This window comes from Devosia sp. (genome assembly GCF_034675085.1).
Taxonomy (GTDB): domain Bacteria; phylum Pseudomonadota; class Alphaproteobacteria; order Rhizobiales; family Devosiaceae; genus Devosia.
This window is the reverse complement of record NZ_JAUCDN010000062.1, coordinates 1-13,547: the sequence shown is the minus strand read 5'-3', so window position 1 is coordinate 13,547 and position 13,547 is coordinate 1. Positions and strand designations below refer to the sequence as shown.

General features: G+C 67.8%; 11 protein-coding genes. 10 read left to right on the top strand and 1 reads right to left on the bottom strand.

Translation table 11 applies throughout. The features are described 5' to 3' along the window. Positions 1-268 precede the first annotated feature (268 nt). From VDP82_RS06045 to VDP82_RS06030, 4 genes are read left to right on the top strand one after another with little or no spacing between them, the layout of a single operon-like run. Positions 269-1,684, top strand: coding sequence for a GumC family protein (locus tag VDP82_RS06045; protein WP_323013948.1), 1,416 nt, complete (start codon positions 269-271; stop codon positions 1,682-1,684). Next, entirely contained in the window at positions 1,681-2,682 is a 1,002-nt protein-coding gene (locus VDP82_RS06040; protein WP_323013947.1) for a glycoside hydrolase family 5 protein, read from the top strand. Before VDP82_RS06045 ends, VDP82_RS06040 begins: the two co-directional genes overlap by 4 nt. Then, positions 2,679-3,941, top strand: a complete 1,263-nt coding sequence (locus tag VDP82_RS06035) for an O-antigen ligase (RefSeq protein WP_323013946.1) — start codon at positions 2,679-2,681, stop codon at positions 3,939-3,941. Before VDP82_RS06040 ends, VDP82_RS06035 begins: the two co-directional genes overlap by 4 nt. Then, on the top strand, positions 3,938-4,939 hold the full coding sequence (locus tag VDP82_RS06030; protein WP_323013945.1) for a glycosyltransferase family 4 protein: 1,002 nt from the start codon (positions 3,938-3,940) through the stop codon (positions 4,937-4,939). The genes VDP82_RS06035 and VDP82_RS06030 overlap by 4 nt, the downstream gene beginning before the upstream one ends. On the opposite strand, the gene VDP82_RS06025 is transcribed toward VDP82_RS06030, so the two are convergent. Next, a complete protein-coding gene (locus VDP82_RS06025) occupies positions 4,912-6,288 on the bottom strand; it encodes a hypothetical protein (protein WP_323013944.1) in 1,377 nt (458 codons plus the stop codon). The two genes, VDP82_RS06030 and VDP82_RS06025, sit on opposite strands and share 28 nt — an antisense overlap. Before the next feature lie 130 nt (positions 6,289-6,418). Between VDP82_RS06025 and VDP82_RS06020 the strand changes: the two genes are divergently transcribed. From VDP82_RS06020 to VDP82_RS05995, 6 genes are all read left to right on the top strand, one after another. Next, positions 6,419-7,558 (top strand): glycosyltransferase, encoded by a 1,140-nt coding sequence (locus VDP82_RS06020; protein ID WP_323013943.1) that lies wholly within the window; start codon positions 6,419-6,421, stop codon positions 7,556-7,558. Then, the gene (locus VDP82_RS06015; protein WP_323013942.1) at positions 7,555-8,304 is read left to right on the top strand and encodes a polysaccharide deacetylase family protein; all 750 of its coding nucleotides are present in this window, start codon (positions 7,555-7,557) and stop codon (positions 8,302-8,304) included. The genes VDP82_RS06020 and VDP82_RS06015 overlap by 4 nt, the downstream gene beginning before the upstream one ends. After that, a complete protein-coding gene (locus VDP82_RS06010; protein ID WP_323013941.1) occupies positions 8,301-9,380 on the top strand; it encodes a hypothetical protein in 1,080 nt (359 codons plus the stop codon). Before VDP82_RS06015 ends, VDP82_RS06010 begins: the two co-directional genes overlap by 4 nt. 43 nt (positions 9,381-9,423) lie before the next feature. Continuing rightward, positions 9,424-10,437 carry a heparan-alpha-glucosaminide N-acetyltransferase gene (locus VDP82_RS06005; RefSeq protein ID WP_323013940.1) on the top strand — a complete coding sequence of 338 codons (1,014 nt, stop codon included), beginning with the start codon at positions 9,424-9,426 and terminating at the stop codon, positions 10,435-10,437. 235 nt (positions 10,438-10,672) lie between these two features. Then, positions 10,673-12,448 (top strand): ABC transporter ATP-binding protein, encoded by a 1,776-nt coding sequence (locus VDP82_RS06000; protein WP_323013949.1) that lies wholly within the window; start codon positions 10,673-10,675, stop codon positions 12,446-12,448. Continuing rightward, positions 12,445-13,547, top strand: a 1,103-nt coding sequence (locus tag VDP82_RS05995; RefSeq protein ID WP_323013939.1) for an ABC transporter ATP-binding protein, incomplete at its 3' end; no start/stop codon positions are given. The genes VDP82_RS06000 and VDP82_RS05995, both read left to right, overlap by 4 nt.

Sequence of the window (13,547 nt, the reverse complement as noted above, 5' to 3'; positions counted from 1 at the left end):
AGCAAAAGTGGAAACGGTTTTGCGGTTCGGAAACGCGATAAAACAAAGGCTTAGAGCGTTTCAGCGTTTCTACTAAACAGTGAAATGATCTAGCGCCGGCCCGATCGCTCCTTCACCTCTCCCTTGGGGGAGAGGTCGGCGCGCAGCGCCCGGTGAGGGGCCTCTCCCACGCCTCTGGCGCCTCGGCTGTATTTCCCCCTAAGCCCTTCTCCGTTGGGGCCTCTTCACCGCTCCGCAAGGGCGTCCATAGCTAGGATTTGCTTCGATCTTGCGCAAGCCGGAGGCAAGCCAGCCCATGTTCGAGGCGGTCAGCACGCCCCAGTCCCTGCCAGCGGGTTCGCCCCGGCCGCCCCTGCCGCTGGGCGCTTGGCTGGTGCTGGGCTGGCGGCTGAAAACCTGGGCGCTGCTGGGGGCGCTGGCCGGCGGATTGGCGGTGATCCTGGCCGGGCAGCTGCTGACCCCGAGCTATCGCGCCAATGCCCAGATCTTCATCGATCCGCAGAACCTGCAAGTGCTCGAGCGCGACCTGTCTCCCTCCACCGCCGCCGGCGATGCCGGGGTGGTGCTGATCGAGAGCCAGGCCCGCGTCATGGCCTCCGATGCCGTGCTGCGCGCCGCCGCCGCGCAGCTTGGGTTGGAAGACGACCCCGAATTTGTCCGCCCGCCCAATCCGCTGCGCGCTTTCCTCGAAGCCTCCTCCGACGCCCCGCGCGACGATCTGGGCCGGGCCGTGCTGGCGCTGGGCAAGGCGGTGCATGTGGTGCGGCTCGATCGCACCTATGTCATCGACGTGCATGCCGAATCGGAAAGCGCCACCAAGGCCGCCGCCATCGCCAATGGCGTGGTCGAGGCCTATCTCGCCCTGCGCGAGAGCCAGCGGGCCGAGCAGGCCGGCCGCGCTTCCGCCGCGCTGGGCGGCCGTCTGGCGCAATTGCTCGCGCGCCTCCAGGAAGCCGAGAACGCCGTCGAGACCTTCCGCACCGCCAATGGCATTGTCGAGGCCGGCGGCCGCCCCCTCACCGAAACCCGTGTCGGCCAGACCGACGCGGCCCTGCTCGCTGCCCGAAACAGCGTCGAGGTGGCGGGCATTCAACTCCGCCAGCTTCGAGTACTCGCCGCCGACCCCGAGCGCATCATCGCCGCGCCCGAGGCCCTGGGCTCGCCCGAAATGACGCGCCTGCACGCCGAGTGGCAGGCCGCCGCCGCCGATATCGCCATTCTCGGCGCCACGCTGGGCGCGCGCCATCCGCGCCTGCTGGTGGCCGAGGAGCGTCTGGCCACCATCCGCGCCGCCATTCGCGGCGAGGCGGGCCGGCTGGTCACCGCGGCCGAACTTGCGCTTCAGCGCGCCGGCGATAACGAGGCGGCGCTTGCCGCCCGGATGCAAGCCGCCACCGCCCAATTGCAGGACGATGATGCCAGCCGCATCCGCCTGCGCCAGCTCGAACGCGAGGCCGAGGCCAGCCGCGCCATCTATGAGGACGCGCTGTTGCGCTCCCGCGAAACCGCCGAGCAGGCGGCGGTCGATACAATCAACGCCCAGGTGGTGTCCCCGGCCGTGCCGCCGCTCGAGCGCAATTTTCCGCCCCGGCTGGGCCTTCTGCTGCCGCTGGGCCTGGCCGCAGGTCTGTGCGCAGGGGCCGGGCTGGGCTTTGTCCGCCTCGGCCGGGAGGTGGACAAATGAACCGGCGCGGCACGCTGGCGGGCCTGGCCAGCCTCTCGGCGGCTCCGCTGCTGCGCGCCGCCGAGCCCGGCCATATGGATATCGCCGGCAATCGCCTCACCTGGAATGGTGCGCCCCTGCGGCTGGCGGGCATCGCCATGGGCGATCCGGTCTATATCCGCGCCGGGCGCAGCATTTACGACTATGCGGTGGTGGCGCGCGACTGGGCCGCCAATTGCGTGCGCATCAGTGTCCATCCCGGCCATTGGCGGCTCGATCCAGGCCTGATGATGCAGCTTTTGCACACCGATATCGTCGCGGCCCGCGTGCAGGGGCTGTTCGTCATTGTCGACTGGCACGCCATCGGCTTTCCCGGCCTCTACCAGCCGCAGCCCCCGCCGGAATGGGGCCTGCCCGCCGATGCCTATCTGTCCACCGTCGAGGAAGCCATTGCCTTCTGGCGCGGCATGGCCCGGCTTCATGGCGACGATCCGGCCATCCTGTTCGAATTGTGGAACGAGCCGGTGGGCGACGCGCGCCATTGGCGTTCCGACGGCGCCCATTGGCCTCTGTTTCGCGCCGCCTGGCAGGAGATCACCGCCGAAATCCGCGATCTGGCCGATACCATCCTCCTCGCCGCCGGTGGGCGCTGGGCCCATGATCTGACCGGCCCCGCCGCCGAACCCCTGCCCGATCCGCGCACCGCCTATGCCTGGCATGCCTATCCCAATGAAGATCGCGACCGGCCCGATCGCTGGTTTTCCAGCCTCGGCACCCTGCCGCAAACCCATCCCATCGTCGTCACCGAATGGGGCTTCTGCCCCGATTGCGCCTCCGATCTGCGCGGCGGGCTCGACGATTTCGCCATTCCTTTCACCCGCGACGTGCTCGACGCCCTGGGGCTGGGTTTCACCGCCTGGTGCTACAGTGCTGGTGCCAGCCCCGCCCTTCTCGCCCCCGACGGCACGCCCTCGGCCTATGGCCGCTTCCTGCGCGATTATCTCAGGGCCGACTGGTGAGCGGGGCGGCGCGCTTTTCCGGCCTCTTCGTCGCCCTTGCTCTCCTCGCGCTCTGGACCCAGGCCCAGCCCTTCGCCAGTCTCTCCAGCCATGGCGTGCTCGACGATCCCACCCAATCCAGCCCGCTGCGCCGCAATCTGACCCTGCTTATCCTTGCCCTGTTCCTGGCGCTGGTCTGGCGGCGTGGACGACTGGATCAGCTCCGGCACGCCATGGGCTGGCTGGTGCCGCTGCTTTTTGCCTGGTTCGCCTTTTGCGCCCTGCTGGGCGCCAGCCCCGGCCTGGCGCTCAACCGGCTGGCGTTGGCCGGCATCACGCTGGCCATCGCCTTCTGCCTGCCCCTGGTGTTCGAGCGCCTCGGCGATTTCGTCCTCGTCCTCGGCCTTGCCGCCAGCCTCGCCGTCGCCCTTTGCTTTCTCGGCGTGCTGTTCGTGCCCGATCTGGCCATTCATTCGCTGCGCGACGCGGTTGAGCAGGGGCTGGCCGGCGATTGGCGCGGCATGTTCCGCCACAAGAACGACCTGGCGCCCATGAGCGTGCATTTCATCCTTGTCGGCCTCCTGCTCCGGCAAATGGGCTGGCGCTTCTGGGGCCTCGCGCTCATGGCCGGCGCGCTCGCGCTTTTGCTGCTCTCGGGCGGCAAGACCTCGGCGCTGCTGCTGGTGCCTGCCCTCATCGGCGCCATGGCCCTGCTGCGTCTGGGCGATCGGGCGGGCGCTGCGCTCGTGCTGCTTCTGGTGGGCGGGCTGGCGCTGGTCACGCTGGGCGGCGTCGCCTTTCCACCCCTTACCGCCCTGGTCGCGCATCTGCCCGATCCCAGCTTCACCGGCCGCAGCGATATCTGGCGGCTGGGCCTGGAAGCTGCTGCCGCAAGGCCGATCACCGGCTATGGCTATGCGGTGTTCTGGGATACCGGCGTCACCTATGCCGTGGCCGGCAGTGGCGACACCGCCGCCCAGGTCTCCCATGCCCATAACGGCTTTGTCGAAAACGCCCTTGCCGCCGGCCTGCCCGGCCTCGTGCTGGTGCTGGCCTTCACCCTTCTTGCCCCGCTGGGCCATATCGCCGCCATTCGGCCCCGCTGTGCCGATCCGAAGGCCCGCGCCTTCCTGCAATTCCTCGTCGCCAACTGGCTTTTCGTGCTGATGAGCGCCAGCCTGGAATCGGTGCTGTTCAATCGTGGCGATTCCATCTGGTTCACCGGCCTTCTGGCGCTGGCCTGCCTGCGCTACTGGTCCGGGGCGGAGCTTGCGCCATGAGCCGCGTCCTCCAGCTTCTCAGCCACGCCGAGCCCGGTGGCGTCCTCACCCTTGCCGCCAGCGTAGGAGAGGGGCTCGAAGCGCATGGCCATCGCGTCGACACCCGCAATTTGCGCGATCATGGCGGGGAGATCGCGCGCAGCCTGCTCTCGGGCCGCTACGATGCCGTCATTTCCTACCAGGTGGCGGCGAGCCTTGCCGGCGCGCTTCTGGGCCGGGCAGGGGGGGTGCCCATCCGCATCACCCAGATCACCGCCATTCCTTCGGCCATGCGGCCCCATTGGCGCTGGCTCGACAGGTTTTTCGGCACGCTGGGTCTGCATACCGCCATTGTCGCCAATTCCGCCGCCACCGCCGAAACACTGGCTGCCCATCCCGCCGCCTATCGCGCCCGGCTGCGCCTCATTCCCCATGGCGTCATGCCGCTACCCAAGGGGCGGGGAGACGATTGGCGGCAAAAGCTGGGCATAGCGCCTGATGCGCCGCTTCTGGTGAGCGCAGGCCGCCTTGCGCCACAGAAAAACCAGCGCCTCCTTCTTCCCGTCTTGAAGGATTTCGCGCCGGCCCACCTCGTGCTTGCCGGGGAGGGCCCCCTGCATGGCCCCCTCCATGCCGAGGCGGCCAGGCTCGGCGTTGCCGGCCGCCTGCACCTGGTCGGCAATCTCGATGCCGCCACGCTTGCCGATCTCTTCGCCGCCGCCGACCTCTTCGTCTTCCCCTCGGTCTGGGAGAGTTTCGGCCTTGTCGCCGTCGAGGCCGGTCTGGCAGGCCTGCCCATCCTTGCCGCCGATCTGCCCGTGCTGCGCGAAGTGCTGGCCCCGGCGGCCGTGGCTTTCGCGCCGCTGGACAGCTCCGAAGCCTGGGCCGCCGCGCTGCGCCATATGCTGGCCCATTACCCATCGCCGGCCCGCCGCCGCGCCGCCGCCGAGGCGCTTCAGGTCGCCCATGGCGTGCCGGCCATGATCGAGGCCTATTGCCGCCTTCTCGCCAGCCATTGAGCGCCGCCCAGCAGGTCGTGCCGCAGCACCAGCGCCAGCGTCGCCAGCACCACGGGCAGGGCGGCCCACCACCACCCCAGCGGGGCCAGTGCCGTCCCCGCCAGACCTGCACCCACACAGATGGGCAGCGTCTCGATCACCACCTTTGCCTGCACCGGCAACAGCCGCGTCCGGCGATCCGCCAGCATCAGGCTGGCCAGCCCCGCCGCCTGCGCGCCCAGATAGGCCGCCGCCGCCCCCGTCACCCCAAGTCCGGGCACCAGCAGCAGCGCCAGCCCCACCCCTGCCGCCAGCATGACCAGGCTCGAGACCACCTCGCGCCCCGCGCCGCCGGCAAAATAGATCGCTTGGGCGAAGTAATAGGCACGCAGGCTCAGAAGCGCCGTGCCGATAACGATCAGTTCCAGCAGTCCCGGGGGCGCGGCGGCGAAATCGGGGCCGAGCAGCAGCCTGATCAGCATCGGTCCCAGGGCCATCCAGCCGGCAATGCCCAGCAGTATCAGGCTCCACAGCGTCGCAAAGGCCCGTTCGAGCGCCATGGCGCGCTCCGTCCCCGGGCCGGTGGCCTTGGCGCGCGACATATAGGCGGCGGCCACCGCCTCGCCCACCACCACGAAGCTCTGTCGCACCAGATCGGCGATGGCGCCATAAAGCCCCACCAGCGCCGCTCCCGCTAGCCCGTCCAGCAGCAGCCGGTCGAAATGCAGCGCCAGCGCCGCGGCGGCAAAGGCGAGCACCAGCGGCGCGCCGAACCGCGCCAGGCCCCTCATGTCCCCGCGCTCGGGCGCGGCGATGCCCGCCCGTGGCAGCGCCAGCAGGATCGGCAGCCCCGCCAAGGCCTGCCCCAGCCCCACCGCAGCCAGCAGCATTGGCGCCGAGGGCGCTATCCACAGCGTCGCCCCGCCCAGCACCAGCATGGCCAGGCCCCGGACCAGCCCTGCCAATGCCATCGCGCCCACCATCAGCCGCGCGCGGCCGATTTCCACGGCGGCGGCGTAGATGACGAAGCCGGCCAGCAGTGCCGCCAGCGCCAGCCCGTCGGCCAGCGCCAGCAGGCCCAGCCCCATGGCGGCGGCCAGGCCCAGCCCCGCCGCGCCGGCCATCATGCCGAGCAGGGCCAGCAGCGCCCCGGCCAGGCGCGCCGCCCGCTCCGGCGCATAAAGTCCGAAATGCGCCTGGATCAGCCATTGGAACAGGGTGGCGAAGACGATGTAGCCGCCGGCAAAGCCGATGAGATAGCCGCCATAGACCGCCGGGCTCGCCAGCCGCGTGAACAGGGCGATGGCGCCCAGATTGAGCGCCGCCGCCCCCAGCCTTGACGCCAGATAGATCACGGCATCCCGGTTCATCGGCGAATATTGGGGTAGTAGAATATCATAAGTATATCTCTGGCCAATTAACCCGAAAACCGCGTTCCCCATGACAATATTTCTGCAAAAGGACAAAAGAACATTAAGTTGATCTTGTGGTCTCGTTGTCATGTCGGTTCTTCAGATCCAATATTCGTCGCCGGTGGTCATGCTGGTCAGGGCCATGGAGGGTGGTGGCGCCCAGCGCGATGCCATCGAACTGGCCAATGGCCTGCATGCGGCGGGCCTGCCCGTGGTCATCGCCACGCTCAATGCCGCCGGGCCCCTGCGCCGCCACGTCCTGCCCGGCCTGCCCTTCATCGATCTGGGCGCCGGGGAGCCCCTGCGCATGGCTCGCGCCGCCCCGGCCCTGCGCCGGCTGATGCAGGATGTGCGGCCAGCCGCCATCGTCGCTTCGGAAGTGGCGGCCAATTGCCTGCTGGTGCATGCCGCATTGGCGCTGCCCAGGGCGGCGCGCCCGCGCATCGTGCTGCGCGAGGTGGCCGTGCCCAGCGCCGCGCGCCATGCCGATCCCTATTGGCAGAACCGGCTGGCCTATCGGCTGGCGCCCTGGTTCTATCCCCGCGCCGACCGCGTCGTCAGCCTCACCGCCGGGGTGCGCGAAGAGCTGATCCGCCAGTGCCGGGTGGCCCCCGAGCGCGCGGTCAATCTGGGCACCAATGCGGTGCTGACCGAATTGCGCCTGGCCAGCCTGGCCGGTGCCGAGGCGCGCCTGCCCGGAGAGATCGTTGCCATTGGCCGGCTCTCGCCGGAAAAGGATTTCGCCAGCCTCATCGCCGCTTTTTCCGTCCTGCGCGACGAGCGGCTGGTGCATCTGACCATTCTGGGCGAGGGGCCCGAGCGCCCGGCGCTGGAGCGGCTGGTGCGGGTACTCGACCTCGAGGATAGCGTTTCCATGCCCGGCTTCGTCGACGAGCCGGTGACATTCCTGGCCCGCGCCGCCCTGTTTGTCTCCGCCTCCCGGCATGAGGGCTTCGGCAATGCCATCGTCGAGGCCCTGGCCTGCGGTACCCCGGTGGTCGCCACCGATGTGCCCCATGGCCCGCGCGAAATCCTGGTCGATGGCCAATGCGGGCGACTGGTGCCGCCGGGCAATCTGCATGCCCTCATCGCCGGCATGCGCCTGGCGCTCGATACCCCGCCCGATCGAAGCGCCCTGCGCCGCCGCGCCGCCGATTTCACCACCGAGCGCGCTGTTTCCCGCTTTCTGGCCCTGCTGGCCGATCTCGATGTGGGGAGGCGGCCATGAAGCCCGGCTTCCTGCCCGGCCTGTCCCGGCGCCTGGCGCGCGCTATCCCCTTCCGGCCCCATCGCTGGCGGCTGGCGCAGCCGGTCGTTTCCTTTTCCTTCGATGATTTTCCCGCCTCGGCGGCGCGGCATGGCGCCAGCCTGCTCGAAGCCCATGGCGCGCGCGGCACCTTTTATTTCGCCGATGCCCTGGCCGGGGGAACGGAAAATGCCCAGCCGATTGTCACCCCGGCCGAGGTGGCGGCGCTGGCGGCGCGGGGCCACGAGATCGGCGGCCACACCCACGGCCATGCCGATGTCCAGCAGGTTTCACCGGCCTTTCTACACGCCGAAATCACCGCCAACAATGCCGCCATCGCCGCTTTGGCCGGCCGCGCGCCCCGCTCGTTCGCCTATCCCTTCGGCATCGTCTCGCTGGCGGCCAAGCATCGTCTTGCCCGCCACTATGCCGGGCTGCGCGGCATCCAGCCCGGCATCAATCGCGGCTGGATCGATCTGGCCCATCTGCGCGCCGAGGAGCTCTACGACCAAAGCCTCACGCCGCTTCGTCTCGATACCCTGCTTGACGATCTGGCCCGGCGCGGCGGCTGGCTGATCTTTTATACCCACGACGTGCGCAACCATCCCTCGGCCATCGGCTGCTCGCCGCTGTTCATGGCCATGGTGCTCGAACAGGTCCGGCGCCGCGGCCTGCCCATTCAAACCATCGCCGCCGTCCTCGCCGCCATGGGCACGGAGCGGGCATGATGGCCTCCGGCATCGCCCCCATGCGCTGGCAGGACGCGCCCGAAATCGCGGCGCTGTTTTATCGCGTCTTTCGCAAGGGCCAGACGCCGCCTCCCAAATTTGTCGATTATCTGCGCGCCGTGTTCCTGGCCGCCCCCCAATATGACGAGACGCAGGCGAGTTTCTTCTATCGCGATGGCGAGGGGGTCGTCGCCGCCGCCCTGCTGGTCGTTCCCATGCAGATCAGATGCGGCGAGCGGGTGTTTGTCGGGCGGCTGGCGAGCAATTTCATGGCCGATCCGGCCCGGCCTTCGCGCGGCGCGGCGGGGCTGGTGATGGGCCTGCGCCCACGCAATCAGGAGTTCTGCTTTTCCGACAGTTGCAACGCCGCCAGCGCCGATCACTGGCGGGCGCTCGGCTGTGAAGTGCTGCCGCTGCAAAGCCTGGACTGGCGGCGCGTTTTTCGCCCCGGTCAATGGCTGGTCGCGCGCTTCGCCTCCCGCCTGCCGCCGTGGCTGGTGCCGCTGCTGCGCCCTCTTGACGCCCTGCTGCGCCGTCTCGTTCCCGGCCTTGGCGCCGCTGGACCGGCAGCGGGCCAGCCCATGCCGCTCGACGCCTTCATCGCCGAGGCGCCGGCCCTGCTCGATCGCTTCACCCTGCGCCCGGTCTGGGGCGAAGATGAGTTGCGCTGGCTGCTGGCCATGGCCGCCCTCAATACCGTCGATGGCCCCCTGCAATGCCGACAGCTGCGGGACGGCGCGGGCGCGCTTCTGGCCTGCACGCTGTTCTATGCCCGCCGGGGCGGGGTGGCCCGCGTACTCAATTGCCTGGCCCGCCCCGGCGCCGAGGCCGCCATGCTGGACGATCTCTTCGCCCATCTCGATGACCAGGGCTGCGCCGGCGTCAGGGGCATGGCCCAACCGTTCCTGATGCCCGCGCTCTGGGCGCAGCGCTTCATCGGCTTCGTGCCGCGCGGCGCCTATGGCTTTTCCACCCGCCACTCCGATATCATCGCGGCCATCCACCGGGGCGATGCCTATCTCGGCGGGCTCATGGGGGAGGACTGGAGCCGCCTCCTGCGCGATTTTCTCGATTGAACCGCCGGCCGGCCCGCGCCAATCTGCGCGCCCGGCCACGACCATGATCCCGACCATGCCCGCTTCGCCCAGCCCCTCAGTCCCGCGCCTTGCCGTCGTCGACATTGCCCGCGGCGTCGCCATCATCGCCATGATGGCCTATCATTTGTGCTGGGATCTCTCCTATTTCCGTTTCATCGCTCCCGATGTGGGGCGCGACCCGGTCTGGGTGGTCATTGCCCGCAGCATCCTCTTCGCCTTCATGGCGCTGGTCGGGGTCGGGCTGGTACTGGGCCATGGCCGGGGTGTGCGCTGGGCCCGTTTCTGGCGGCGCTGGCTGTTCGTGCTCGCCGGCGCACTGGCCATAACCCTGGTCACCTGGTTCGCCTTTCCCGAGAGCTACGTCTATTTCGGCGTGCTCCATGCCATCGCGATGACCAGCCTGCTGGCGCTGCCCTTCGTGCGCACCGCGCTCTGGCTGCCCATTGTCGTCGCCCCGCTCGTCATCCTGCTGCCGCTGGTCTTTTCCGATCCCTTCTACAATGAGCGGGCCTGGTCCTGGATCGGCTTCTGGCAGGTGCCGCCCCCGGCCAACGATCTGGTGCCGGTCTTTCCCTGGCTGGGCGTGGTCCTGCTCGGCATTGTCGCCGCAAGGCTGGTGCTGGCCTCCCCGCTGGTCGCGCGCCTCGCCGCCATCCAGCCGCGAACCCGCCTGCCGCGCCTCCTGGCTTGGTTGGGCCGGTGGAGCCTGCTCGTCTATCTGCTGCATCAGCCCATTCTCTTCGGCCTCACCGCCGCCGTCGCCGGCCTGTTGCAGCCGGGCCTGGCCATGCGCGATACCGATTTCCTGCGCTCCTGCCAGGTGAGCTGCGAGGCGGGCGGCACGACGCCAGGGCTCTGCGTCACCTATTGCCAATGCGGTCTGGAGGGGGTGAAGCGCAACGATCTGTGGTCCGCCATGACCACCGGCATGGTCACTGCCGCCGAGCAGGCTCTGCTCGACGCGCAGAACCGGCAATGCTCGGTGCTCATCTATCCCGAGCTCGACCGGGGCGAAGCGGACGACGCCGCGCTTTAGATCGGCATTCTTTGCATTTTTTGCCTAGATTCGATCTTGAATGGCAGGGCGAACCGGGGTTCATTATCCGGGCGAGTTGATTTGTCCGGAATCAGGGCGAGCTGGCCTCCCAACCCTTTCGGACCCCACACATTTTTGAAGTCTGGATAGTTCCTTGACCACCGACAAGGCTGGCCGCGTCCGATCACGCGGCGATGCACGGGCGCATGTGGCTGCGGCGCATGCTGGTAAGGCCATGGGACCGCTGCGGCGGATCACCCTCTATTCGTTCCGCCATCCCTGGCAGGCTGGCGCCGCTATCGGCGCCACCATCACCGCCGCCGTGCTGCAATTGATGATTCCCCGCCTTCTCGGCCTGGCGGTCGATCAGGCCCAGGGCATTCTCACCGAGGCGGTGGCAGGCGCCGAACAGGCGCTGCTGTGGAGTGCGCTGCTGCTGCTGTGCGTCTCGGTGGCGCGCGGTTTCTTCACCCTGGTCCAGAACTATTATTCGGAATCGGTGGGCCACCACGTCGCCTATGAGCTGCGCCTGGCCTTCTACGACAAGGTGCAGCGCCTCTCTTATTCCTACCACGACAAGGTCCATACCGGCGATCTCATCACCATCGGCCTGCTCGATCTCGATGGCCTGCGCATGTTCTTTTCCACCGGGCTGGTGCGCATGGTGCTGCTTTCGGTGCTGATCGGGGTGGGGGCCTATATGCTGCTCTCCACCGATTTCCTGCTGGGTCTGCTCGCCCTGAGCTTCGTGCCCTTCGTCGCCTGGCGCTCTTCGGTTGCCCAGCTTACCTTGCGCAGCACCTGGCTGGTGCTGCAGAAAAAGCTCTCGGCGCTGACGCGGGTGATGGAGGAAAACCTGGGTGGCATCCGCGTGGTGCGCGCCTTTTCCGGGCAGAAATTCGAGCTGGCCAAGTTCGACGCCGCGTCCACCGAGGCGCTGGAGCTGGCCCATGATCGCGTCCGCATCCGCGTGCGCAACACCAGCGCGATGACCTTTTCCTTCTTCATCGCCATGGGGCTGGTGCTCTGGTTCGGCGGCAACAAGGTCATTGCCGGTGAGATGAGCGTGGGCACGCTGGCCAGCTTCCTCACCTTCATGACCATTTTGCAGATGCCGGTGCGCCAGCTCGGCCTGATGGTCAATTCCTTTGCCCGCGCTTCCACCTGCGGCGAGCGCTTCTATGGTTTCCTCGATACCCCGCTGGCCATCGCCGATGCGCCCGGCGTACCCGATCTTGCGGTCACCCAGGGAACGCTGCGTTTCGAGGATGTGCGCTTCACCTATGAGGGGGCCACCCACCCGACGCTGGATGGGGTGAGCTTCGAGGCGCGCGCTGGCGAAACCATCGGCATCGTCGGCGCCCCCGGCAGCGGCAAGTCCACGCTCGCCCATCTCATTCCCCGCTTTTACGATGTCACTTCCGGCCGCATAACCATAGACGGGCAGGATGTCAGTCAGGTGTCACTGCAATCGCTGCGTCGCGCCGTTGCCGTGGTGCAGCAGGACAGTTTCCTGTTCACCACCACCATCGAGAACAACATCGCCTATGGCGATCCCTGGGCCAAGGAGCGCAAGATCGAGAAGGCCGCGGAAAGCGCCCAGTTGCACAATTACATCATGGGCCTGCCCGCCGACTACGAAACGGTGGTGGGCGAGCGCGGCGTCTCGCTTTCGGGCGGCCAGCGCCAGCGTCTTTCCATCGCGCGCAGCCTCGTGCTCAAGCCCGCCGTCATGGTGTTCGACGATTCCACCGCCGCCATCGACGCCGGCACCGAGCATCGCATCCGCAGCGCCATCAGGCGCTATGCCGCAAACCGGGTCACCATCGTCATTTCGCATCGCCTCAGCTCGCTCCTGCATGCCGACCGCATCCTTTTCCTGGAGAATGGCCGCATCCTCGAACAGGGCACGCATGAGGAGCTTCTGGCCCTCAACGGCCGCTATCGCGCCCTTTATGACCTTCAGACCCGTCCCACGGAGGATGTGGAAATGGGGAGTGCCGCCCAATGAGCGCCGTTGATGATGATGATCGCGAACTGGCCGCCTTTCCCGGCCAGCGCCCGCCCCGCGCCAGCGTGGGCTCGCATCGCGTGGAAGAAGAGATTTTCGGCAAGGCCTATGATCCGCAGACCGTGCGGCGCATCTGGGCTTTCGTGCGCCCCTATCGCCTGCGCATCTATGGCTCGGTCCTGGCGGTGCTGGTGTTCACCGCCACGCAACTCGCCATTCCGCTCATCATCGGCAATGCCATCGACAGCGGCATGGCCCGGGGCGGCAATTCCGCCAATCTGCTCTGGGCGGTCATTGCCTTCGCCATTGCCATCACCGTCAATTTCGGCGCCTCCTGGGTGCAGGAAAGCCAGGTCGGGCGCGTGGCCGAGCATGTGCTGTTCGACATGCGCCGGGCCATGTTCGCCCAGCTCCAGCGCGTGTCGCTGAGCTTCATGGACAAGACCGAGGTGGGCCGGCTGATGAGCCGGCTCCAGGGCGACGTCAATTCCATGCAGGAATTTCTCGAAACCTCGGTGATTTCGGTGGGCGACGTGGTGCTGCTGGTCGGCATCGTGGTGGTGCTGCTCACGCTCGATTTCCGCCTCGGCCTGCTCACCCTATCCACCATGCCGGTGCTGTTCGTGGTGCGGCTCTTCTGGCTGCCGCCGGCCAAGCGCGCCTTCTGGGCCGCCCATGAATCCAATTCGGTCACCAATGGCGCCATGGCCGAGGGCATCAATGGCGTGCGCACCGTGCAGAACCTGGATCGCCAGAAGGTCAATTTCGACCTCTATGACGACAAGGCCTACACCAATATGCAGACCCAGCTCACCGGCTCGCGCTATGCGCAGGTCATGGTGCCGATCGTCGATAGCCTCACCGGCATCGCCATGGCCATCGTCGTGGTGGTGGGCGGCTCGCTGGTGCTCAATGGCAGTCTGGAGATCGGCGTCATCGTCGCCTTCATCTTTTACATCCAGCGCTTCTTCGACCCCATTCGCTCGCTGACCATGCAATATTCCATCATGCAGCGCGCCATGACATCGGGCCGCCGCATCACCGAAGTGCTCGACCTGCCCACCACCATCACCGACAAGCCCGATGCCGTGACGCTGAC